We start from the raw sequence: 23,675 nt of genomic DNA on the forward strand, positions 1-23,675 counted from the left end.
GCGCGGCCACGCGAAGAAAAACGGTGGCGGGCGCGCGCCGCTGGTCTACACGGGTCAAAGGAGAGGAGGCCCGCCCGTGACCGACCCCAAGCAGCAGCCGCCCGTCCCGCCGATTTCGACCTTGGCGGACATGCAGCACTGGACGTGGATGCTGGGCCGCGCGCAGCAGCTGATGCTGGAGGCCGGGCTGCCGATCGCCGATGGCGAGGCGATCGCGGCGCAGGCGCGCGATTTCTGGACCGACTATCTGGGGCTGTGGCAGTGGTTCACCGCGCCCGGCGCCGCGACCGCGGAACGCCCGCCGGAAAAGGACCGGCGCTTCTCGGCGGAGGCGTGGCGCGCCAACCCCATGTTCGACTGGCTGCGGCAAAGCTATGCGCTGATCGCCAACCATTGGCTGCGCGGGGTCGATGCGGTCGACGGGCTGGATGCGCGGCAGCGCGAGCAGTTGCGCTTCGCGACGCGCGGGATGATCGACGCGCTGAGCCCGTCGAACTTCGCGCTGACCAATCCCGAGGTGATCGAGAAGACGATCGAGACGCGCGGCGAGAATCTGGTCGCCGGGTTGCAGCACATGCTGTCCGACATGGCGCGCGGGCAGCTGACGCATACTGCCGCCGATGCGTTCGAACTGGGACGCAACCTGGCGACGGCGCCGGGCAAGGTCGTCAAGCGCACCCCGCTGTACGAGCTGATCCACTACGCGCCCACCACCGAGCGGGTGCTGGCGACGCCGCTGGTGATCTTTCCGCCGTGGATCAACCGTTTCTACATCCTGGACCTGACCCCGGAGAAGAGCTTCATCCGCTGGGCGGTGGAGCAGGGCGTCAGCGTGTTCATGGTGTCGTGGAAGTCGGCCGACGCCTCCATGGCCGACGTGACATGGGACGATTACGTCGCGGCGCAGATCGACGCGATCGACACGATCCGCGCCGCGCTGGACGTGCCGGCGGTGCACACGATCGGCTATTGCGTGGCGGGCACCACGCTGGCCGCGACGCTGGCGCTGCTGGCGGCGCGCGGCGAGGCGGACAAGGTGGCGAGCGCGACCTTCTTTACCGCGCAGGTCGATTTCGCACAGGCCGGCGACCTGATGCACTTCGTCACCGACGAACAGCTGGCGATGATCGCGCAGCTCACCCCCGACGGGTTCCTGGACGGGCGGTTCATGGCCGCGACGTTCAACCTGCTGCGCGGGCGCGACCTGATCTGGAACTATGTCACCAACAATTACCTGCTGGGGAAGGATTACGCGCCGTTCGATCTGCTCCACTGGAACGGTGACACGACCAACCTGCCGGCGAAATGGCACCTGTCGTACCTGACCGATCTGTACCGCGACAACCGGCTGGTCGAGCCGGGCGGGGTGACGGTGCTGGGCGAGCCGATCGACCTGACGCGGATCGAGACGCCCTGCTACATCCAGGCGGGGCGCGAGGATCATATCGCGCCGCCCGCCAGCGTGTGGGAGATCACCCGTCACGTCCGCGGGCCGGCGCGGTTCGTGCTGGCGGCGTCGGGGCATATCGCCGGGGTGGTCAATCCGCCGGCGGCGGGAAAATACCGCTACTGGACCAGTGATGCGCCGGCCGCGACGCTGGACGATTTCGTCGCCGGCGCCAGCGAGACGGCCGGCAGCTGGTGGCCCGACTGGATCGCGTGGCTGACCGCGCAGGCGCCGGACACGGTCAAGGCGAAGGGCGCGCGCATCCCCGGCAAGGGGAAGCTGACCGCGCTGGAGGATGCCCCGGGGACATACGTGCGCCAGCCGTGACATTATGTTGCGGCGCACAACGGACTTGTCAAAAGCGCTGAAAAGGCTTATTGTGCACCGCAGCAAATGACAGGAGCAGGTGCATGTCGGACCAGGATCGGAGCGCGCCCGCCGCATCGGTGGCGAAGCCGGCACGTCCGCGTCGCGCCCGTGCCGCGGTGGTGTCGGCGGTAGCGGCCATCGCGCCGTCCATCGTCCCCGCCGAGGACGCGCCGGCCGCCACTCTCGCCACCCCCAAGATCGCAGCGAAGGACCAGACCATGAACGACACCGTCAAGGCGTTTGCCGAAAAGGCGCAGGAGCAGGCCAAGAACTTCTTCGGCCAGGCCGGCGATCAGACCAAGTCCGCGATGGAAAAGAGCAAGAAGGCCGCCGAGGACATGGCGGAATTCAGCAAGGGCAATGTCGAAGCGCTGATGGAATCGTCGCGCATCGCGGCCAAGGGGCTGGAGACGATGGGTCAGGACGCCGCGGCGTTCCTGCGCGCGCGCTACGACAGCACCGCGCAGGTCGTGAACGCCGTCGCGACCGTCAAGTCGCCGACCGAGCTGTTCCAGCTGCAGGCCGATTTCCTGCGCGGCGCGTTCGACGCGATGGTCGCCGAGGCGTCGCGCTCGACCGAAGCGACGCTGAAGCTGGCCGGTGAGGTCGCCGCGCCGATCCAGAACCGCGTCGCGCTGGCCGCGGACAAGATCAAGATCGCCGCCTGAACGCGGTAACGGCGCGGGGCGATCGTCGCCCGGTGCCGGACGGATCGTGATCGAGAGGGGGCGTCCGTGCCGCGGGCGCCCCCTTTTTCATGCCGGATTCGTCGCGGCGGCATGGCGTGACGACCGGCAATCGGCGCATCGGGGGCTTGCCCTGCGGCCGCCGCGTGCCATATTTTGCCGCGTGTCCATGCAGCAGCACCCCCCTTCGATGGCCGCGGGCCAGAATGACGACGCCGATGGCGACGGCACCGGTGTCGGCATCGCCACGCGCACCCGTGCGCGCACGAAGAAGCCGACGCCGTACCGCGTCCTGATGCTCAACGACGATTACACGCCGATGGAGTTCGTCGTCCTGTGCCTGCAACGCTTCTTCCGCATGAACGTGGAGGAGGCGACGCGGGTGATGCTGCATGTCCACCAGAAGGGCGTCGGGGTGTGCGGCGTGTTCAGCTACGAAGTGGCCGAGACGAAGGTGACGCAGGTGATGGATTTCGCCCGCGCCAACCAGCACCCGCTGCAATGCACGCTGGAAAAGGCCTGACCCCGCTATCGCCGGAAGGCCCGCCGTTCTAGCCTCGGCATCGCCGGGGGGCGATTCGGGAGCGGCCATGACGGATTTCGACCCCGCGCTGCGCGACGACGCGGTGCGACTGTACGATGCCTATACCCACGATCATCGCGACCGGCGAACGCTGCTGCGCCAGATGACCGCGCTGGCCGGATCGGCGGCGGCGGCGGAGGCGCTGATCCTGGGGATCGCCGCGACCCCGGCGGCGGCGGCGATCGTTCCGGCGGACGACCAGCGGTTGCGGATCGACGCGCACGCGACGCTGCCCGACGGGCAGGGGACGCTGAAGGGCTATGTCGCGGCGCCGCGCGGCGCGCGACCGCGGGGCACGGTGATCGTCATCCACGAAAATCGCGGGCTGAACGCGCATATCGAGGATGTCGCGCGGCGCGTCGCGCTGGCCGGTTTCGTCGCGGTGGCGCCGGACCTGCTGACCGACCAGGGCGGCACGCCCGCCGATGAGGATCGCGCGCGCGCGTTGATCGCGGCGGCGGACCTGGAGCGCGTCGTCGCCGAAACCGTGGGGCTGGCGCGCCACTATGCCGCCGCCGGGCCGCGGGCGCGGGTGGGCGTCATCGGTTTCTGCTGGGGCGGGGCGCTGGTCAACCGCGTCGCGCTGGCTGCGGGGCCGGTGCTGTCGGCGGCGGTCAGTTACTACGGCCCCGCGCCCGCCGTATCCGAGGCGCCTAAGCTGACGGTGCCGCTGATGCTGCATTACGCCGGCAAGGATGCGCGCGTCGCGCAGACCGGCGAGCCGTGGGTGGCGGCGCTGAAGGCGGCGGGCAAGCCGGTGGAGGCGTTCACCTACCCAGGCGTCGACCATGCGTTCAACAACGACACGTCGGCGCAACGCTATGACAAGGCGGCGGCCGATCTGGCGTGGGGGCGCACGATCGCGTTCCTGCACCGGCATCTCGACCACTGAGCAAGGGAAAGCGACATGGCACTGACCTTCTACACCAACCCCATGTCGCGCGGGCGGATCGCGCGCTGGATGCTGGAGGAAGTGGCGCAGCCGTACGACACGGTGCTGGTCGACTGGGCCGGCAAGCCGGCGGCGCTGCTGGAGGCCAATCCGCTGGGCAAGGTGCCGACGATCGTCCACGACGGCGCGGTGGTAAGCGAGGCGGCGGCGATCTGCGCCTATCTGGCCGAGGCGTTCCCGCAGGCGGGGCTGGCGCCGACCGCGGCGGAACGCGCGCGCTACCTGCGCTGGATGTTCTTCACCGCCGGCCCGCTGGAGGCGGCGATGGTGGACAAGGTGCTGGGCGTCACGGTGCCGCCGGAGCGCGAGGGGATGGTGGGATACGCCACCTTCGCCAAGGCGGTGGACACGCTGGAGGCGGCGGTGTCGGAGAGCGACTATATCGCCGGCGAGCGGTTCACCGCGGCGGACGTCTATGTCGGCAGCGCGGTCGGGTGGTTCACGCAGTTCGGACTGCTGGACAAGCGCCCGGCGTTCGCGCGCTATCTGGAGCGGGTCGAGGCGCGTCCGGCGCTGACGCGGGCGCGGGCGATCGACGACGCGCTGATCGCGGCAGGATAAGGGGCCGGCCGCAACCGGCCCCGGATCATCACCTCAGCGGCAGCGCACCTGGCCGCGATCCACCGACTGCCCGACCGCCGCGCCCGCCGCGCCACCGATCAGCGCGCCCAGCACGCCCGACCCGCCCGGTGCGATCGCCGCACCCAGCGCGCCGCCGGCGATCCCGCCGACGATCAGCCCGGTCGTCCCGTCGTTGCGGCGGCAGTAATAGCGGCCGTCCTGACCGACATAGACGCGATCGCGGCGCGACAGGCGGCGTTCGCGGTAACTAGGGGCATCGCGATAATAGCGGTCGGCATAATAGCCGCCGTAATTGGGATCGACGCGGTTGTAGTCATAGGCGCCCCAGCCGTTGTAGCCGGCACTGCGCGGACCATAGCCGTCGCCATAGGTCGAACAGCCGGCAACCGTCACCGCGGCACCCATCGCCGCCACCAACGCCATCTTCATCGCAACCCTCCTGTCATGGATCAGGCTGGAATGTTCGTTGCGGCCATAAGTTGCAGCGCGGCCCCGCCGTCACCGGGCGGGGCCGCGCGCGTCGTCAGCGATAGTGGCGACGGTCGTTGCGGTCATGCTTGTCGTAGCGGATGCGCGCGCTCAGCGCGTCGAAGCGGCGATCCAGATCGCGGCGCTCGCCCGCCGACAGCCCGCCCGAGCGGCGGTAGCGATATTCGAGCGCGCTGATCTGGCGGAACTCGCCGCGCAGCCGCATCGCCTCGCCGCGGGTCAGCGCGCCCGAGCGGATGCCCTGGTCGATCCGCGCATCGAGCCGCGCCTGGCGCGCATTGACCGACTGCCACGGGGCGGCCGAGGCGGCGGCGGGCAGCGCGACGGCGACAAGGCCGAGGCCCGCGATCAGCGTCTGGAAACGGTTCATGATCGATACTCCCTATAACGCGCGACCGGGGAAACCCCGGCCCGATGAGAGAGATAGGGGGCGGGCGTCGCGGATTGTTCGCAATCGCCCCGCAAAAGTGTCGCGGCGTGTCGCAGCCGCGCGACCTTCGTTCAGCTTCAGTGCGCGGCCGCGATCGCCAGCAGCGCGCGATCGACCGCGCGGGTGGCGCTGGCATCCTGCGGCATGTCGTTGGCCAGCGCGGAAAAGGCGAAGGTGCGCCCCGATGCCGTCAACAGATAGCCCGACAGCGCATTGGAGGCGTTGAGCGTCCCGGTCTTCGCGAAGAGCTTGCCCGCCAGCGCGGTGCCGCCGAAGCGGCGCGCCAGCGTCCCGTCCTGCCCGCCGACCGGCAGCGTCGCGCGCCACGCCGCGCCCCATGGCTGCGCCTGCGCCCAGCGGAGCAGGCGGACGGCGGTGCGCGGAGTGATACGGTTGTAGTTCGACATCCCCGATCCGTCGGCGAAGTCGTAGCCGTCGCGCGGCACCCCCGCGGCGGCCAGCATCACATCGACGCGCGCCTGCCCGTCGGCGACCGATCCGCTGCCGGTCACCGCGCCGACGCGGCGCAGCAACAGGTCGGCGTGCAGGTTCTGGCTGACCTTGTTGGTGTGATGGATATCCTCGACGAGCGGGGGCGGGGTGAGGCGGGCGAGCGGTGCGGGTTCGGCCGCGCGCGCGACCGGCGCGCCGCCGCGCTTCGCGGGATCGTCGGCGGGGGTGATCGCGCGGTGGCGGGCGGCGATGCGTCCGGTGACGCGCACCCCGGCGGCGCGCAACTGCCGGGCGAGCAGCCAGGCGGCGCGGTGCGCGGGATCGTCCAGCCCCACCGTCACGGTCTGTACCGAGCCGCCGGCGGGGACGGTACCGGTCAGCCGCAACAGGTCGCTGCCCGGCTCGCGCGCGAAGCCCAGGTCGGCGGACGTGCCGACGGGGGTGGTCAGGATGCGGTTGTCGATGCGGAAATAGCCGTCGCCCGCCACCACCGCGGGCGCCCCCGCCGCGCCGGGGATGACGGTGAGCGTGACGACATTGTCGTCGATCGTCAGCGCGGAAATGGCGGTGCCGTAGCGCCCGGCCATGTTGTTCCAGCTCATTCCCGCGGGCCAGCGTTCGTCGGGCAGGAAGGTATCGTCGCCGATCACGTCGCGCACGGTGCGGGTCCGCGCGGCGATGGCGCGTGCCAGTTCGGACAGGCAATCTGTGGTGCAGTCCGCCGCCGCCGACAGCCGCGCATCGCCATGCCCCGCCAAGATCACGTCGCCGCCGTCCAGCCGGACGCTGGCGCCGCCCGCCGCATCGGGGGCGGCGGTGTCGAGGTTGGCGAAGGCGGCGGCCGTGGTGAACATCTTGGTATTGGAGGCCGGGACGAAGCGTTCGTCGGCGCGGATCGCCACCACCTCGCGGCCGTCCTCATCCACCACCAGCAGCCCGATGCGCGTCCCCGGCGGCGCGGTGGCGAGCGCCTGTTCGACGGTTTCGGCGGACGCGGCGGGCGCGGCGAGGAACAGCAGGATCGCGAGAGGATAGCGCATTCAGCGGCCTTCGATGACGTCGCCCAGCACCGACAGGAATTCGGCGGCGAGCGCACTGGGGGGACGGTCGAGCAGGTGGATGGCGTGGACGTCGAAGGTCAGCGGGGGCTTGAGCGAGCGGACCGCCAGCCCGTCGCCGCGCGTCGCGTCGGCGGTGAAATTGTCGACCACGGTCAGCCCGACGCCCGCGCGCACCAGCGCGGCGGCGATGTAGAAGGTGCGCGCCGAGGCGACCTCGTCGAAATCGACGCCCAGCCGCTCCAGCTCGTCGGTGAACAGCCGCCCGATCGGGCCGGAGGCGGCGAGCGTGATGAACGGATGGCCGGTGATCTGCGCCAGTTCCAGCCGCGCGGGCGCGTCGGGAATATCCTGTTCGCGGTAGAGGACGACCAGCTCGCCCTCGCCCAGCCAGCTTTGCCCCAGCGGGGCGCCGCGCGGCACTTCGTTGGCGATCGCGATGTCGGTCTCGCGCTCGTACAATTTGCGCAACAGGTCGTCGTGGTGGACGGTCTGCAGGTCGAAGCGGACGTCGGGACGCTGTTTCAGGAAGCGCGCCACCGCCGCCGGGATGACGCCCAGCGCCAGGCTGGGGAGGGCGGAGATGCGCAGGGTCGCGCCCGCGCCGGCGCGCAGGTTGCGCCCCGCCTCGCGCAGCGCGCGCACGCGGTCCTGGATTTCCGCCACGCCGGAAAACAGCGCATGGGCATCCTCGGTCGGGACGAGGCGGCCGTTGGTGCGCTGGAACAGTTCGAACCCCAGCAGGCTTTCGGCGTGGCGCAGCGTCTTCGACACCGAGGGTTGCGAGACGTTGAGCGCGCGCGCCGCGGCGCTGACCGAGCCGTTGACGTAGACGGCGTGAAAAATCTCGATGTGGCGCAGGTTCATGGCGCGGGGTGTAGCGCCATCGCGGTCACGCCGCCACGCGCCCGCGCAGCCGCGTATCGTCCAGCGCGCCTTCGCCGCGCGCCACCAGTGTCGCGACGGTCAGATTGGCCGATGCCGAGGGGACGGTGCGCGTCATGTCGAGCAGCCGGTCGAACGGCAGGACGAGGCCGACGACCAGCGCGGTCTGTTCGGGCGACACCCCCACCGCGGAGAGCATCGCGGCGAGCATGAACAGCGAGGCGGACGGCACCGGCGCGGTGCCAAACGCGGCGAGCGCGCCGGTCGCCAGCATGATCGCCAGCATCCCCGCATCGGGGACGATCCCCAGCGCCTGGAGCGCGAACTGGCCGAGCAGCCCGACGTACATCGCGGTTCCGTCCTTCCCGATCGACGCGCCCAGCGGCAGGACGGTGGACGCGATCGGCCGCGCGATGCCCAGATTGTCCTGCGCCACGCGCAGCGCGACCGGCAGCGTGGCCGACGACGAAGCGGTGGAGAAGGCGACCGCCAGCGCATCGACGATCCCGCGGAAGAAGCGCGGCACCGGCACGCGCGCGACGACGGCGAGCAACCCGGCGTGGACGACCAGCATCTGGAACAGCGAGGCCAGGACGACGCCCAGCGCCAGCCAGCCGACATGGACGAACACCGCGGTGCCCCCGGTCGCGACCGCATTGGCGATCAGCGCGGCGACGCCGAACGGTGTCACCTCCATGACGATCCGCACGATATGCAGCAGCACCGCGGCCAGCCCCTGGAGCAGCGCGACGACCGGCCGGCCCGCCTCGCCCGCCAGGACGCTGCCGATGCCGAGCAGCACCGCGACGAAGATGATCGCCAGCATGTCGCCCTTGGCCAGCGCCTCGACGATGTTGGCGGGGACGATCGACAGCAGCTGGTCGGCGGGGGTGACGGGCGTGCCGAGCACGTGCGGTGCGACGCCGGCCAGCGCGATCCCCGCGCCCGGGCGCAGCAGCAGCCCTGTCGCCATGCCGATCGACACCGCGATCAGCGTGGTCAGCGCGAACAGCCCGACGGTGCGCCCGCCGATCGGCCCCAGCCGGCGCGGGTCGCCCAGCCCCGCGATCCCCGCGGCGATGGTGATGAGGACGACCGGCACGACCAGCATCTTGATGAGGCGCACGAACAGGTCGCCGACCAGCCTGATCGCGGCCGCGCCCTCCGGCCACAAGGTCCCGATCAGGATACCGACCAGCAGCCCGCCGACGACGCGCTGCCACAACGGGATCGCAAACCAGCGGCGCATCATCGCGTCATGCCGCCGCACCCCAGAAGCCCGCGGCGGGGGGATGGAGGATGCCGTCGCGGTCCACGACGCCGCCGTCGCGATCGTGCGACAGCCACAGCGGCCCGTCGAGATCGACGAACGCGGCACGCCCCGCCAGCAACAGCGCGGGCGCGATGCCCAGCGACGAACAGACCATGCACCCCACCATCAGCCCGAACCCCCTGTCCACGGCTGCATCGGCCAGCGCCAGCGCCTCGGTCAAGCCGCCGGTCTTGTCGAGCTTCACGTTCACATGCGTGTAGCGGCCGCGCAGCGCATCCAGATCGGCGCGGGTGTGGAGCGATTCGTCGGCGCAGATCGCGATCGGGGACGTGACGTCGGCGAGTGCGCCGTCCTCCCCGGCGGGCAACGGCTGTTCGAGCAGGTCGACGCGCTGGTCCAGCAGCATGTCCTGCCACACCAGCACCTCGGCGATCGTCCAGCTTTCGTTGGGATCGACGATCAGCCGCGGGGCGGGGGCGGCGGCGCGCACCGCGGCGATCTGCGCCAGCGCATCCTCGCGGTTGACCTTCACCTTCAGCAGCGGGACGTGCGCGTGCCGCGCGGCGGCGGCACCCATCGCGTCGGGCGTGTCGATGGCGATGGTGATCGCGGAGGCGACCGGCGCGGCGGGGGCGATGCCGGCCAGCGCCGCGACGGTGGTGCCGGCGGCGCGCGCTTCCCAGTCCCACAGCGCGGCATCGACCGCGTTGCGCGCCGCGCCGGCGGGCATCGCGGCGTCCAGATCGGCGCGGCCCGCGCCGTCCGCGATCAGCGGCGCGATCCGGGCGATCTGCGCCAGCGCATCGTCGATCGTCTCGCCATAGCGTGGATAGGGAACGCCCTCACCGCGACCGGCATGGCCGCCGCCCTCGACCGTCACGGTGACGACGTCGGCGGCGGTCTTTACCCCGCGCGAGATGCGGAACGGCGCATTCAGCGCGAAGCGGTCATGGCGGGCGCGGCAGGTGCGAAGCATGTCAGGGTCCAGTCGACGATCGGGTCGGCGCCGAAGCGATACGGGTCGGTGCACGGCAGGCCGAGCGCCTGCGCGGTATCGGCGCACAGCCGCCGCGCCGCATCCTCGTCCAGCTTGACGGTGTTGAGCGCGATGCCGGTCGCCTGCACGTCCGGGCTGGTCAGCCGTGCGACCTGCAGGTTCGCCTCCAGACAGGTGGCCAGATCGGGAAGCTGGTAATGCGGCAGGCCGCGCATGTGCGCGCGCATCGGATCGTGGCACAGCACGATCGCGGCGGGCTGCGCACCGTGCAGCAGCCCGGTCGACACGCCCGCGAAGCTGGGGTGGAACAGCGATCCCTGCCCCTCGATCAGGTCCCAGCCGTCGTCGTCGCGCGCGGGCGCCAGCACCTCGATCGCGCCGGCGATGAAATCGGCGACCACCGCGTCCAGCGGCACGCCATCGCCCGCGATCAGGATGCCGGTCTGCCCGGTGGCGCGGAAATCGGCGGCGACGCCGCGTGCGCGCATCGCATCGCGCAGGCACAAGGTGGCGTACATCTTGCCTACCGAACAATCGGTACCAACCGTCAGCAGGCGCTTGCCCGCACGCCGCTTGCCGTTGCCGACCGGCAGGTGCGCGGGCGCATCGCGCACGTCGAACAGCGCCACGCCGACCGCATCGGCCGCCGCGACCAGCCGCGGTTCGTCGCGCAGCCGCTGGTGCAGCCCGGACGCGACGTTCATCCCCGCGGCGATCGCCAGCAGCGCATCGTCGATCAGATCGTCGCCCAGCCGCCCGCCGGCATTGGCGATGCCCAGCACCAGAGTCCTGGCCCCCGCGGCGCGCGCGGCAGCGACGTCCATCCGCGGAATCCCCAGCGTCAGCGGGCAATCGTCGTGGCGCCATTCGCCGACGCAATCGTCGCGGCGGAACGCGGCCAGCCCGCGCGAGGTCTTGATGCCCACCTCATCGTCCGAATGGCCGAGATAGAGCAGGTAGGGGCCGGGGATCATCGTTCCACCTGAAGGAATAAGCACGAACCCGGACGGTAGGGGCGGCGCGGGCGGGCGCGCCAATCATGCTCGCACCGGCCCCTATAACGTCGGGCTATGAGCCGGGCGGCGGTCGACCGAGGCGACGCGGGGCGTTAGGGACGGCCGGTGCAGAAACGCTACGAGATCTTCGCCGATTACCACCAATTCTACCTGTGGGATCACGGCGAGAAGCCCGACGCGCCGACCGATTACGACGACGTGGACGTCGCGCGCCGGATCAAGGCGGCGCCGTTCGTCGTGGTGATCCAGCCGGCGCGCGACATGACCGTGCCGGTGGTGGTGGAGATTGCGGACGCCCCCCCGCCGGGCGATCCGCCCGCCGAATGGGATCATGTCGTGGAGGCGAGCCTGGACCTGCCGTCGGGGCGGCTGGAGATCCACGAATGCACCGGCGGCCCGGTCGATCTGCTGCCGGTGCCGCCCGGCATGTATCGCGTGCGCGCGCAGTTCGCCGGGCTGGACACGCTAAGTGCCGACGGGCTGGACGGGGCCGATCATTATCACCTGATCCTGTGGCGCGCGCCCTTCGCGCCGGTGTGCGTGCTGCGACAGTTCGAGGAGCGCGGCTGAGGTCGGCCGGTTACGAGCGTGCCGGGCATCCGGCAGGAGTAGGACGCAGCAGCACGCGGCCCGCCGCCTCGCCCGTGGTGGCACCGTCGCGCAGCGCGAGCCGGCCGTTGACGAACAGCGCGGTCACCCCGACGCTGGCGACGCGCGGGTGGACGTAATCGGCGCGCGGCGCGTAGCGGGCCGGATCGAACACGACGACATCGGCGAAATTGCCCGCGCGCAGATAGCCGCGCCCGGCGATCCGGTACATGTCGGCGGTGGCGCCGGTGGAGCGGCGGATGAAATCGGCGAGTGAGATGACGTGCCGATCGCGCACATAGGTCTGGTACTTCTTCGGGAAGGTCGCCCATTGCCGCGGGTGGCCGTTCGACCCGTCCGAACTGGTGACGACCCACGGCTGCTTCATGATGAGGTCGACGTCGCGATCCGCCATGTTGAAGCTGGCCACCGCACTGCCCGCGGGATCGGTGCCGTCCTTGTTGGGGACGCGCAGGATGCGGATCGCGGCATCGACCGGGTCGAGGCCCCATTGCGCGGCCATCTGCCCCAGCGTCCTGCCGGTCCAGGGTTGCCCGGCGGCGGTCAGCAGCAGCGATTCCTTGCCGCCGCGGCGGCGCAGGTTTTCGGCCATCGCCGTCTTGATCTTCGCCAGCGTGGCGGGATCGTCGAAGCGCGCGATCATCTTCGCATAGCCGCCGTCCACCGCCCAGCCGGGCAGCAGCGCGGCATCGACGCTGCTGCCGGACGCCAGCCACGGATATTGATCGGCGGTGACTTCCTGTCCCGCTTTCCGCGCCGCCACAATCGTTGCGATCAGTTGCGGCGCCATGCCCTGCACGTCGACGCCCAGCGCCTTGAGATGCGCGATATGCACTGGCATCCCCGCCTCGCGCCCGATGCGGATCGCTTCCTGCGTCGAGGCGATCAGGCCGATGGTGTAGTTCGATTCGTCACGCTGGTGGGTGTCGTACATGCCGCCGCGCGACGCGGCTTCACGCGCGACGGCGATCACCTCGTCGGTCTTGGCATAGCTTTGCGGGGGGTAGAACAATCCGGTCGAAAAGCCGGTCGCGCCCTCGCACATCGCCTTGGCGACCAGTGCCTTTTCCTGTGCCAGTTCGGCGGGGGTGGGCGCACGATCGTCGCGACCGATCACGCGCCCGCGCACCGCGCCGAAGCCGACGAAGGGGATGACGTTGGTGCCGATCCGCGCGGCCTCCAGCTTCGCGGCGTCGGCGGCGACGTCGGGCGTGCCGTAACCGTCGACGCCGATCACGATCGTCGACACGCCCTGCGCCAGCCACGGCAGGTTGAGCCGCTCCTTCGCATCGGCGGAGCGGATGTAGCTGTCCGGATGGGTATGCGCGTCGATGAAGCCGGGGGCGACGATCTGCCCGCGCGCGTCGATCAACTGCTTGGCGGTCGTCCCGCGCGAGCGGCCGACATAGACGATGCGCTGGCCGGCGATCTCCACATCGCCGGTGATCGGCGGAGCATCGGCGCCGGTATAGACCGTCCCGCCGCGGATCACGACGTCGACAGGACGCGTCTTCTGCGCGACCGCCGGGCCGGCGAGGAGCGCGATCAGCGCGAGCAGCGGGGCACGGGTCATCCTTGGTCCTCTATCGCCGGGGCTGGCCGGGTTGCAGCAGCGTGCGGGTGGCGGCCTGCGCATCCACCGCGGCGCGGCTGAACGGCATCGGCTGCATCTGCGCGTCGATCCATGGCGCATATTGATCGCGATAATGCGACGACCTGGGGTCGTTCGACTGGCCAGGCAGGTTGAGCATCAGCGAATTGTCCCACCCGCCGACGTCGATCACCTGGATATAGCTGGCGCCGCCGCCGGTCCGCCACGACGGGCCGTCGCCCAGCCAGCGCGCCATCACGGTATAGCTGTCGCCGCCCGATCCGGCGCCCTCGATCGCGGGGAAGGCCGCGGCGATCGCCGGGATGCGCGACAGCGGATGGGCGATGCGCACCTGATGCAGCGTGTCCCAGCGCCACGCGGCGGGCTGCGCGCCCAGCAGCCGCTGGGCCTCCTGCCAGCCCGACGCCAGCGCGGCATCGACCAGCGCGGGGCGCTTCTTCGCCTCGGCCAGCAGGACCGACGGTGCGATCTCCGTCACCAGCGCCTTCGCGCGATCGGGCACCAGTTCGGCGAGCAGGCGCTTCGACAGGTCGCGCCACACGATCTCGTACAGCGCCGCCGCCGCGCTGCCGCGATCGAGCCGGAGGTTCCAGCCCGCGAGCATCGTCGCGGCGGGCTTCGCCGCGGTGGACGGCGTATCGGGCAGCGCCGCGACCAGCTCCATCGCGGGCGCGGAGAAGGTGTCGTGTTGCAGCGCGACGCTGTCGGCCAGCGTGTGGCGCGGCTGTGCCGCCAGCACCTGCGCGATCCGTTCGTAGCGGTACGGATCGCGGAAGGAATAGGCCGGGACGCGATCCTTGGGCCAGTCGGCGGGCAGGTTGTTCTGGTTGGCGGACGCGAACCAGCCCTTCGCCGGATTGTATTCCGACGGCAGCGCGCGGAAATCCTTGTATCCCGTCCAGTCGTAGCGGCCGTCGCCGGGGACGGGCAGCAGGCCGTCGCCCGCCTTGCGCTGCGGTACGAAGCCGATCACCTGCCAGCCGGTGTTGCCGGCGATGTCGGCATAATGGAAATTGGTGGGCGACGGGTGGAGCCGGAACGCCTGTTTCAGCGATACCCAGTCCTTCGCCAGGTTGATCGCGATCATCGAGAATGCGCCGCTGCCGCCCGGCTGCATCCCGATCGACCCCAGCACGGTCGCGCGCCGCTTGCCCGGATCGTGGCTGATGACCGGGCCTTGCACGGCATAGCGCAGCGTGGCGGACTGCGGTGCGGCGTCCTTCACCGCGATCGCGACCTCGACCTTGTCGAAGCGTTTCCAGGCGCCGGCGTGGCGATAGCGTTCGGGGTCCTGCGGGTGGAGTTCTAGGACGAACAGATCCTGCTGGTCGATATGGAAATTGGTGCGGCCGAACGCGAACCGGTCGGTATGCCCCTGCATGATGCCGGGCAGGCCGGGCGCGCCGCCGCCGATCACGTCCAGCCCGGGCGCGGTCAGGTGCGCGACATGGCGCGGGCCGAACCCGCCGATCCCCAGATGCGGGTCATTGGCGAGGATCGGACGCCCGGTCGCGCTGCGCGCCGCCGATACGGTCCAGGCGTTGCTGCCCGCGTTGGCGCGTTCCAGCGGCGAACCGGGGCCGGCGGGATCGCGCACCGGGGTTTCCGGCCCGAACGGCAGCGCGCCGAGGTTGAGGACGCCCATGTCCGCTTCCGACACCGCCGCCACGTCCAGCCCGGCGGGGATGCGCATGACGTGCGCGGGACGCAGCGGCGCGACGACCGCGTCCAGTTCCAGCAGCCCCATCGCGGCCAGCCGCGCGCGGCGGATCTCGTCATCGACATTGCCGATCGACGCGCCGCGCGCGCGCACCAGATCACGCACGTCCCAGCGCAGCGGGCGCACGTTCAGGATGGTGTATTCCGCAGGCAGCAGCGACGGATCGGCGGTCACTTCATCGATGCGTGCATTGATCCCGGCGCAATAGGCGCGCGCGCACGCCAGCACGTCGGCCGGCACGCGCGCCAGTTCGGCATCCAGATCGCCGCGATAATGGAACAGCAGCGCATTGGCATCGTAGCGCGCGAAATCGGCGCCGAACGCCTCCGCCATCCGGCCCATTTCGCGGCGGTGGCCGAAGTCGATCTGGAACAGCCGGTCGCGCGCGACGACATAGCCCTGCCCGAAGAAGGCGTCGGGGATCGAGGCGGCGCGGATGTGCGGCACGCCCAGCCGGTCGTCGACGATCTCGATCGGGGCGCCCGGCCCCGCGACGGTGATGCGCCGCGATGGTGCCGATGCGGCGGGCGACCGCTCGCCCCCGGCGCGGGCGCGGCAGGCGGGCGCCAGCGCGGCGATCGCGACCGAGCCGAGCAGCACCGAGCGGCGGTCGCACAGGGTGCGGGTAGGGGAGGGGCGGGCAAACATGGGCATGGCTTCCGCTGCTGTGCCGGCCAAGGCTAATGCGCGGCGGACCGCGCCGTCCATATGACAAGCGGTGGGCCGGTCATAGGGCATGGCTATGGCAGCGTGCGCGATGCCCGGCGGTGCGCCATGGTATAGGCCGCGTCTATGGTCTGGCGAAGCGATGGAAGCGAACGAGTGCTTGACGCTGCTCGACCGCGACCGGCACCTTCCGGTTCCGACACCCGTCAGGAATCCGGCACGAAAACGACCGGGCAGCGGGACGATGTCGTCGCGGGAGGCGCCGCAGGAGGCCGCCGAACGGGCGGCCAGCGCGCCATTAGGGGGCTTTAATGACGGTTCAAAGGCAGTTCGAGCGCCGCAAGGCTTTTCTCTTCGGTTTCAGCAGCCTCGCGGCGCTGGCCCTTGCGGTGCCGGCCGGCGCGCAGACCCAGCCGAGCAGCACGGCGACCGTCCAGACGGCCGAGCCCGTGGCCGGCGAGGAAGCGGCCGGCCCCGACGTCGTCGTCACCGGCACGCGCATCGTCCGCAACGGCTTCCAGTCGCCCACCCCGCTGACGGTGCTGACGCTGGAGGATATCCAGAACAGCTCGCCGTCGAACAACATCGCCGATTTCGTCAATCAGCTGCCGTCGATGGCCGGTTCGACCCGCCCGGCCAATTCGCGGCTCAACCTGTCGAGCGGGCAGGCGGGGATCAACGCGCTGAACCTGCGCAACCTGGGTGCCGAGCGCACGCTGGTGCTGCTCGACGGACGCCGTTCGGTCGGTTCGACCGTGACCGGGCTGGTCGATGTCAACACCATCCCGCAGATGCTGGTGAAGAGCGTCGAGGTCGTTACCGGCGGCGCGTCCTCCGCCTACGGATCGGACGCGGTGGCGGGCGTCGTCAACTTTGTCCTGGACAAGAAGTACAAGGGGCTGAAGGTCCAGATCGACAATGGCGTCACCGACAAGGGCGACGGCTACAATTACTCGATGGCGGTCGCGGCGGGCACGTCGTTCGGCAGCGACGGGCGCGGGCACATCCTGCTGTCGGGCGAGGTCGCGCACGCCGACGGCATCTTCCAGGTCGATCGCGACTGGAACGCCACCGGCTATGTCCGCATCCAGGACCCGAACTGGACGACCAGCAGCACCACGCCGCGCTACCTGATCCGCCGCCAGGTGGGCGCCGCCAATTCGACGCCGGGCGGCCTCATCACCAATTCCGCCGCCGCGACCGGATCGGGGATTGCCGCCAACAGCCTGCGCGGCATCTATTTCGGCGCGAACGGGCAGCCGCTGCAATATCAATATGGCGCGCTCACCTTCCCGTCGCCGACCGGCAGCGCGGCGCCGTCGCTGACGCAGGGCGGATCGTGGCAGGTCAACGATTCGGGCCGGCGCATCGGCCTTGCCCCGGAAGACGACCGCTACGGCCTGTTCGGGCGGCTGAGCTACGATGTGGGCGACGGGATCGAGCTGTTCGCCGAAGGATCGTACAACCGGCAGAAGATCTTCTTCAACGCCGGCCCCAACCTGGCGACCGGCATCGTCCTGAACGCCACGGGATGCGGGGCGGCGGCCACGGCGGCTGCCGCACCGGCGACCTGCAATGCCTATCTCTACAACACGCTCGGCCCGGCTGCACTGCGCGGGATCACCAGCGTGACGGTAGCGACCACGGCGGCCGACTTGCCGTTCCGCGCCGTCGACAACCGCCGCTCGGTGCAGCGCTATGCGATCGGCGCGAACGGCGAGACCGAGGCGTTCGGCAAGGCGGCGACGTGGAACGTCTACGCCCAGTACGGCCGCGCCGAGCTGCGCGAGCAGCTGCGCAACATCATGAACGTGGCGCGGATGAACAACGCCACTGCGGCGGTGTTCGCGCCGGCGGGCAACGCCAATGGCTATGCCGCCGGGTCGATCCAGTGCGCGATCAACGTGGACGGCAATGCGGCCAACGACGACCGCGCCTGCGTGCCGCTCAACCGGCTGGGCGTGGGCGTCGCCGATCCGGCGGCGATCGGCTACGTGCTGGGCGATCCGTATCGCGACGAGGTGGTCGAACAGTACAATGCCGGCTTCAACGTGTCGTTCAACCCGCTGCGCACCTGGGCGGGGGACGTCAGCGTCGCGGTCGGCGCCGAATATCGCAAGGAGAAGATCACCGGTTTCGTCCCCGACCAGTTCCAGCCGGTGCCGATCCGCAACGCCGCCGGCGCGCTGACGGGCGCGACGAACCGCTGGTCGGTGGGCAATTACCTGCCCACCAACGGCAGCTACGACGTCAAGGAAGCGTATCTCGAAACCGTCGTGCCGCTGGGCCTGGGGATCGAGTTCAACGGCGCGGCGCGTGCCACGCGCTATTCGACCGCCGGTTACGTCACGACGTGGAAGGCGGGCGCCACCTGGCAGCCGGTCGACGACATCCGGTTCCGCGTGACCCGATCGCGCGACATCCGCGCGCCCAACCTGAACGACCTGTTCCAGGCGGGTACCGCCAACAGCGACGCGGTGACCAACCCGGGCTTCCCGGGGAGCAGCCCGTCGTTCGTCCCGGCGGGTCAGCCGCCGCAGTCGGGCTATAGCTATTCCGGCTTCGGCACCGGCAACCGCAACCTGCGCGCGGAGGAAGCCAACCAGTGGAACGCCGGCGTCGTGCTGTCGCCGCGCTTCCTGCCGGGGTTCAACATGTCGGTCGACTATTTCGACATCAAGATCGACAACGGCATCAGCACGTTCAGCGCGCAGCAGATCGTCAACCTGTGCTTCCAGAACCAGCAGGCGTTCTGCGACGCGATCTCGATTGATGCGGCGCGTACGCAGAACCCGGCGCAGCCGTACCTCATCATCCGCAATCAGCCGTTCAACGCCGCGACGCAGAAGGTGCGCGGCGTCGACATCGACGCCAGCTATCGCCTGCCGCTGGACAAGGTGTTCGCGAACAGCGAGGGCACGTTCACGCTGCGCGGCGTGGCGACCCGCTATATCGAGAACCGGTTCGACAGCGGCGTGCCGGGGACGGTGGTGCTCAATTCGGTGGGCGTGAACGGTGGTCAGTCGACCACGCCGAAATGGATCTTCCGCGCCACCGCCGCCTATGACACGCCCAGCTTCTCGATCACCGCGATCGGTCGCGGGGTGAGCGCGGGCAAGTATGTCGCCAACGGCATCGAATGTTCGACCAACTGCCCGGCGAACGACCCCAATTTCTTCACCTACGACCAGAACCGTGCATCGGGCCTGTTCTACGCCGATCTGAACCTGACGCAGAAGATCGACATGGGCGGGGCCGAGGCGCAGTTCTTCGTCAACGTGACGAACGTGTTCGATCGCTGGCCGATGCTGCTGCCGGAGACCGGGCTGGCGGCGAACAGCACCTATTCGGACCTGCTGGGCCGGTCGTTCCGCTTCGGCATCCGCATGCAGACCAACTGAGGTCGACCTTCGGGAGAGGCGGGCAGGTCCCGCCTCTCTTTTTACCCAATAACGTGATGTGATAATAATTATCTCGACAATCAAAGTCCGCGTTCTTATCTCGGCACCCAGCGTGGCGTGGGCCGCGCGCCAAAAAAGGAGCGTTTCGATGAGCGTCGACGTCAAATATCGTACCCAGGCGACCGCGACCGGCGGGCGTGACGGCCATGCGCGCAGCCAGGACGGCGTGCTCGACGTCGTGCTGTCGACCCCGAAGGAGCTGGGCGGCGCGGGCGGGGCGGGGACCAACCCCGAACAGCTGTTCGCCGCGGGCTATTCCGCCTGCTTCATCGGCGCGCTGAAGGTGGCCGGGCAGCAGCTGAGGGTGAAGGTGCCCGACGACGTCGCCGTCCATGCAACCGTCGGCATCGGTCCGCGTTCGCAGGGCGGGTTCGGCATCACCGCCGACCTTTCTGTCGACCTGCCGGGGGTGGACCGCGAACAGGCGCAGCAGCTGGTCGACACCGCGCACCAGATCTGCCCCTATTCGAACGCCACCCGTGGTAACGTCGACGTCACGCTGACGCTTGCCTGACGGAGACGACATGCCCCGCACGCCCGGAACCGAAGGGTTCGTCCTGAACCAGACGATGCTGCGGGTCCGCGACCCGGAGGCATCGCTGGCCTTCTATCGCGACGTGCTGGGCATGACCTTGCTGCAGCGGCTCGATTTCGGCGAGATGCGCTTCTCGCTGTTCTTCCTGTCCTATCTGGAGAAGGGCGAGAGCGTGCCGGCCGATCCGGCGGAACGCGCGGCGTTCATCTTCAACCGCTCGACCACGCTGGAGCTGACGCATAACTGGGGGACCGAAAGCGATCCCGGTTTCGCCGGCTATCACAGCGGTAACGAGGAACCGCGCGGCTTCGGCCATATCGGCATCTCGGTCCCGGACGTGGCGGCGGCATGCGCTCGGTTCGAGGAACTGGGCGTGCGGTTCAAGAAGCGGCCGCAGGATGGCGCGATGAAGGACATCGCCTTCATCATGGACCCCGATGGGTACTGGATCGAGATCCTGTCCGCCAAAGGGATGCGCGCCGCGCTATAGCAGCAGGCGCACGCCGACGATCAGCAGCACCAGCGCCAGCGCCGGTGCGACCACCCGTTCCGACAGGTACCCGGTCAGCCGCGCGCCCAGCACGACGCCGGGGATCGACCCCAGCAGCAGCGATCCCAGCAGCGGCAGGTTGATGTTGCCGATCAGCGCATGGCCGATCCCGCCGATCAGCGCGACGGGAATGGCATGGACGATATCGGTGCCGACCAGCCGCCGCGCGGTCAGCCGGAACGGATAGAGCATCAGCAGCAGCGTCGCGCCCAGCGCGCCCGCGCCCACCGACGTCAGCGTGATGAGCATGCCGAGCAGCGCCCCCGCCGCCACCGTCAGCGCCGGCTGCCAGCGCAGCATCGTATCGGCGAGCGGCCCGTCGGCGCGCGCGAAGCGCCGCGCGATCGCGCCGCGAAACGGCGTCGCGATCGCCGACAGGACCAGCGCGATCCCCAGCGTGCGCACGATCAGCCCGCCGCTTTCCGCCTTCTGCCCATGGCTCCACAGCCACCACAGGGTCAGCCCGACCGCGGGCAGGCTGCCCCAGCACAGCCGCTTGACGATCTGCCAGTCGGCATTGTCCTGACGATGGTGGACCGCGCCGCCGGCCATCTTGGTGATCGCGGCGAACCACAGATCGGTGCCGACCGCGGTCGCCGGCGCGACCCCGAACAGCAGGATCAGCAGCGGCGACATCAGCGATCCGCCGCCGACGCCGGTCACCCCCACGATCGTGCCGACCAGAAAGCCCGCCAGCGTGCTCAGCCAGTCCACGTCATGCCCCGCCCGTTGTTGCGGTGCGGGATGTGCGCTGCGCGCGCGGCCTGCGCAATGGCAGAAAAGCTATCGCGCGCCGCAGATGCGGTGGGGGTGGATCAGGCGGCGCGCGCCAGCAGGCTTTCCCACGCCGACAGCCGCGGCTGGTCGGGCCACAGCCCGCGCGTGTCGTACACCAGCTTGTCGGCGCGTTCGTCGAGCGGCACGGAGCGGAAGACGTCGTGATCGACCAGCACGATCATCGCGTCACATTCCGCCAGCGCGGTATCGAGATCGACCAGCGCCGCCCCGGTGCCGTCGAACGCCGCCGGCAGTGTGCGCGCGTGCGGTTCGACCAGCGCGATGCGATTCCCGAACTGGCGCGCCAGCGCGGTCGCCACTTCCAGCGCGGGGCTTTCGCGGAAGTCGTCGATGTTCGGCTTGAACGCCAGCCCCAGGCACGCGACGCGCGCGTCGGGCAACTTTTCGATCAGGCGGATCGCGCGGCCGATGACATAGTCGGTCTTGGCATCGTTCACCTCGCGCGCGGTGCGGATCAGCCGGCTGTTGTCGGGGTCGCCCGCGACCAGGAACCACGGGTCGACCGCGATGCAATGCCCGCCGACGCCGGGTCCCGGCTGAAGGATCGACACGCGCGGATGACGGTTGGCGAGGCGGATCACCTCCCACACGTCGATCCCCAGGTTTTCCGCGATCACCGACAGTTCGTTGGCGAAGGCGATGTTGACGTCGCGGTAGCTGTTTTCGACCAGCTTCACCATTTCCGCCGCGCGCGCATTGGTGGTCAGGCACGCACCGCGCACGAACTGGCGATAGAAGCCCATCGCGCGGCGCGCGCAGCGCGGGGTGATGCCGCCGATGACGCGGTCGTTGTCGATCAGCTCGATCAGGATGCGGCCGGGCAGCACGCGCTCCGGGCAATAGGCGATGAACAGGTCGGCCGCCCCCGCGCCGCCGCGGCCGGGCACCGACAGGTCCGGGCGCAGCTGCGCGATCAGGCTGGCGACCTGTTCGGTGGTGCCGACCGGCGAGGTCGATTCGAGGATCACCAGATCGCCCTTCTTCAGCACCGGTGCGATCGTGCGCGCGGCGGCCAGCACGTAGCTGACGTCGGGCTGGTGATCGTCGCGGAACGGCGTGGGCACCGCGATGATGAAGGTATCGGCCGGTTCCGGCACGGTCGCCGCGCGCAGCAGCCCGCGCCCGACGACGCCCTGCACCAGCCCGTACAGGTCGACTTCCTCGATATGGACGCGGCCCGAATTGACCGTGGCGACGACATCGGCGTTCACGTCGATGCCCAGCGTCGGCACGCCCGCGCGCGCGATCACCGCCGCGGTCGGCAGGCCGATATAGCCCAGTCCCATGACGACCGCGCCCAGGAGCGGGGTTGCCGGGGCGGTGGCGGGCGTGTCAGCGTCGGTGGGCATCGTCCACGATCCTTGCAATACGTTGTGCCGCCTGCCCGTCGCCATAGGGGTTATGCGCCTGGGCCATGGAGGCGTACGCGGCGTCATCGTCCAGAAGAGCGAACATTCGGTTGACGATCGTGTCGGGGTCCGTGCCGACCAGTTGCGAGGTGCCCGCCGCGACGCCTTCGGGCCGCTCGGTGGTGTCGCGCATCACCAGCACCGGCTTGCCCAGGCTGGGCGCTTCTTCCTGCACCCCGCCCGAATCGGTGAGCATCACCGCGCTCATCGCCATCAGCCGGACGAAATGCGGATAGTCGAGCGGGTCGATCAGCGCGACGTTGGGGTGCGATCCCAGCGCGGCTTCCATCACGGGGCGCACCGCCGGGTTGGGATGGACCGGGAAGATGACGCCGACGTCGGGCCGGTCGGCGATCCGCGCGATCGCGGCGGCGACCTGTGCCATGCCGTCGCCGAAATTCTCGCGCCGGTGCGAGGTGACGGCGACGATCCGCCGCCCGGCGAAGCGCGCCGCCAGCGGGTCCAGCCCGGCGGCCAGCGCGGGCTGCGCTGCGATCCGGTCGCGCATCGCCAGCAGCGCGTCGATCACCGTATTGCCGGTCACGTGGATCGTGGCGTCGGGGACGTTTTCCGCGCGCAGCGCATCGGCGGCCTGCCGGGTCGGGGCGAAATGCAGGTCGGCGATCACGCCGGTCACCTTGCGATTTCCCTCCTCCGGCCAGGGCGAATAGATGTTGCCGCTGCGCAGCCCCGCCTCGACATGGCCGACCGGGATCTGGCGGAAATAGGCGGCAAGCGTCGCGACCATCGACGTCAGCGTGTCGCCATGGACCAGGATGCGATCGGGGCGTTGCGCGTCCAGCGTCGCGCCGAATTCGGTAAGGATGCGCGCCGCCAGCGTATCGAGCGACTGGCCCGCCTGCATCAGGTCGAGATCGACGTCGGGGACGATGCCGAAGATCGCCAGCACCTGGTCGAGCAGCTGGCGATGCTGCGCGGTGACTGCGACGCCAACGTCCAGCCCGTCACGCGCGCGTAATGCGGCGACGACAGGAGCCATCTTGATGGCTTCGGGCCGCGTGCCGAACACGACGAGAATGCGGGGCTTGTGGATCACGCCGGTGGTCCTATCCGGGGGAGGTTGCGATCTGGTTT

General features: G+C 70.0%; 21 protein-coding genes. 9 read left to right on the forward strand and 12 right to left on the reverse strand.

All coding sequences use genetic code 11. The features are described from left to right. Positions 1–130: 130 nt before the first annotated feature. From COA07_RS14120 to COA07_RS14140, 5 genes are all read left to right on the forward strand, one after another. Positions 131–1,774 carry a PHA/PHB synthase family protein gene (locus COA07_RS14120; protein ID WP_083956862.1) on the forward strand — a complete coding sequence of 548 codons (1,644 nt, stop codon included), beginning with the start codon at positions 131–133 and terminating at the stop codon, positions 1,772–1,774. Between the two features lie 83 nt (positions 1,775–1,857). Beyond that, a complete protein-coding gene (locus tag COA07_RS14125) occupies positions 1,858–2,484 on the forward strand; it encodes a phasin family protein (RefSeq protein WP_066711032.1) in 627 nt (208 codons plus the stop codon). Positions 2,485–2,671: 187 nt separating this feature from the next. Beyond that, the gene (clpS, locus tag COA07_RS14130; protein WP_083956861.1) at positions 2,672–3,025 is read left to right on the forward strand and encodes an ATP-dependent Clp protease adapter ClpS; all 354 of its coding nucleotides are present in this window, start codon (positions 2,672–2,674) and stop codon (positions 3,023–3,025) included. Between the two features lie 67 nt (positions 3,026–3,092). Continuing rightward, the gene (locus tag COA07_RS14135) at positions 3,093–3,977 is read left to right on the forward strand and encodes a dienelactone hydrolase family protein (RefSeq protein ID WP_066711028.1); all 885 of its coding nucleotides are present in this window, start codon (positions 3,093–3,095) and stop codon (positions 3,975–3,977) included. 15 nt (positions 3,978–3,992) lie between these two features. Beyond that, positions 3,993–4,598, forward strand: coding sequence for a glutathione S-transferase family protein (locus COA07_RS14140; RefSeq protein WP_066711027.1), 606 nt, complete (start codon positions 3,993–3,995; stop codon positions 4,596–4,598). Between the two features lie 33 nt (positions 4,599–4,631). Here COA07_RS14140 and COA07_RS14145 read toward each other — a convergent pair whose 3' ends face one another. From COA07_RS14145 to dgcN, 7 genes are all read right to left on the reverse strand, one after another. Then, positions 4,632–5,048 carry a hypothetical protein gene (locus COA07_RS14145; RefSeq protein ID WP_174525821.1) on the reverse strand — a complete coding sequence of 139 codons (417 nt, stop codon included), beginning with the start codon at positions 5,046–5,048 and terminating at the stop codon, positions 4,632–4,634. Positions 5,049–5,142: 94 nt separating this feature from the next. After that, positions 5,143–5,478 carry a hypothetical protein gene (locus COA07_RS14150; RefSeq protein WP_066711026.1) on the reverse strand — a complete coding sequence of 112 codons (336 nt, stop codon included), beginning with the start codon at positions 5,476–5,478 and terminating at the stop codon, positions 5,143–5,145. Positions 5,479–5,615: 137 nt separating this feature from the next. Continuing rightward, positions 5,616–7,031: a D-alanyl-D-alanine carboxypeptidase/D-alanyl-D-alanine endopeptidase gene (gene dacB, locus COA07_RS14155; protein ID WP_096641244.1), complete on the reverse strand. Its 1,416-nt coding sequence runs from the start codon at positions 7,029–7,031 to the stop codon at positions 5,616–5,618. Further along, positions 7,032–7,916 carry a LysR family transcriptional regulator gene (locus COA07_RS14160; protein WP_066713041.1) on the reverse strand — a complete coding sequence of 295 codons (885 nt, stop codon included), beginning with the start codon at positions 7,914–7,916 and terminating at the stop codon, positions 7,032–7,034. Between the two features lie 25 nt (positions 7,917–7,941). Then, on the reverse strand, positions 7,942–9,186 hold the full coding sequence (locus tag COA07_RS14165; RefSeq protein ID WP_066713050.1) for a dicarboxylate/amino acid:cation symporter: 1,245 nt from the start codon (positions 9,184–9,186) through the stop codon (positions 7,942–7,944). A gap of 4 nt (positions 9,187–9,190) precedes the next feature. After that, positions 9,191–10,183, reverse strand: a complete 993-nt coding sequence (dgcA, locus tag COA07_RS14170; protein ID WP_096641246.1) for an N-acetyl-D-Glu racemase DgcA — start codon at positions 10,181–10,183, stop codon at positions 9,191–9,193. Further along, positions 10,141–11,178 (reverse strand): N-acetyltransferase DgcN, encoded by a 1,038-nt coding sequence (dgcN, locus tag COA07_RS14175; RefSeq protein ID WP_066712097.1) that lies wholly within the window; start codon positions 11,176–11,178, stop codon positions 10,141–10,143. The genes dgcA and dgcN overlap by 43 nt, the downstream gene beginning before the upstream one ends. A 147-nt stretch (positions 11,179–11,325) precedes the next feature. On the opposite strand from dgcN, the gene COA07_RS14180 reads away from it, so the two are divergent. Further along, entirely contained in the window at positions 11,326–11,790 is a 465-nt protein-coding gene (locus tag COA07_RS14180; protein ID WP_066712095.1) for a hypothetical protein, read from the forward strand. A gap of 10 nt (positions 11,791–11,800) precedes the next feature. On the opposite strand, the gene COA07_RS14185 is transcribed toward COA07_RS14180, so the two are convergent. Both COA07_RS14185 and COA07_RS14190 read right to left on the reverse strand, forming a co-directional pair. Then, on the reverse strand, positions 11,801–13,402 hold the full coding sequence (locus COA07_RS14185; protein WP_083956963.1) for an N-acyl-D-amino-acid deacylase family protein: 1,602 nt from the start codon (positions 13,400–13,402) through the stop codon (positions 11,801–11,803). Between the two features lie 10 nt (positions 13,403–13,412). Continuing rightward, positions 13,413–15,815 carry a penicillin acylase family protein gene (locus tag COA07_RS14190; protein WP_245842167.1) on the reverse strand — a complete coding sequence of 801 codons (2,403 nt, stop codon included), beginning with the start codon at positions 15,813–15,815 and terminating at the stop codon, positions 13,413–13,415. Positions 15,816–16,138: 323 nt separating this feature from the next. Between COA07_RS14190 and COA07_RS14195 the strand changes: the two genes are divergently transcribed. The 3 genes from COA07_RS14195 to gloA all read left to right on the forward strand — a co-directional run bounded on the left by COA07_RS14195 (position 16,139) and on the right by gloA (position 20,313). Beyond that, positions 16,139–19,228 carry a TonB-dependent receptor plug domain-containing protein gene (locus tag COA07_RS14195; protein ID WP_066713098.1) on the forward strand — a complete coding sequence of 1,030 codons (3,090 nt, stop codon included), beginning with the start codon at positions 16,139–16,141 and terminating at the stop codon, positions 19,226–19,228. Positions 19,229–19,376: 148 nt separating this feature from the next. Beyond that, complete coding sequence (locus tag COA07_RS14200; protein WP_066711678.1) at positions 19,377–19,802, forward strand: organic hydroperoxide resistance protein; 426 nt, start codon at positions 19,377–19,379, stop codon at positions 19,800–19,802. A 10-nt stretch (positions 19,803–19,812) separates the two neighbouring features. Next, complete coding sequence (gloA, locus tag COA07_RS14205; RefSeq protein ID WP_066711677.1) at positions 19,813–20,313, forward strand: lactoylglutathione lyase; 501 nt, start codon at positions 19,813–19,815, stop codon at positions 20,311–20,313. Here the strand turns inward: gloA and COA07_RS14210 are convergent. The 3 genes from COA07_RS14210 to wecB all read right to left on the reverse strand — a co-directional run bounded on the left by COA07_RS14210 (position 20,308) and on the right by wecB (position 23,637). Continuing rightward, positions 20,308–21,087, reverse strand: a complete 780-nt coding sequence (locus COA07_RS14210) for a sulfite exporter TauE/SafE family protein (protein ID WP_066711676.1) — start codon at positions 21,085–21,087, stop codon at positions 20,308–20,310. The genes gloA and COA07_RS14210 overlap by 6 nt on opposite strands. A 101-nt stretch (positions 21,088–21,188) precedes the next feature. Then, on the reverse strand, positions 21,189–22,520 hold the full coding sequence (gene wecC / locus COA07_RS14215) for a UDP-N-acetyl-D-mannosamine dehydrogenase (RefSeq protein WP_066711675.1): 1,332 nt from the start codon (positions 22,518–22,520) through the stop codon (positions 21,189–21,191). Further along, positions 22,504–23,637 carry a non-hydrolyzing UDP-N-acetylglucosamine 2-epimerase gene (wecB, locus tag COA07_RS14220; RefSeq protein ID WP_373853913.1) on the reverse strand — a complete coding sequence of 378 codons (1,134 nt, stop codon included), beginning with the start codon at positions 23,635–23,637 and terminating at the stop codon, positions 22,504–22,506. Before wecB ends, wecC begins: the two co-directional genes overlap by 17 nt. Positions 23,638–23,675 lie beyond the last annotated feature (38 nt).

Source organism: Sphingomonas adhaesiva, assembly GCF_002374855.1.
In the GTDB taxonomy this organism is placed as follows: Bacteria; Pseudomonadota; Alphaproteobacteria; order Sphingomonadales; family Sphingomonadaceae; genus Sphingomonas; species Sphingomonas adhaesiva.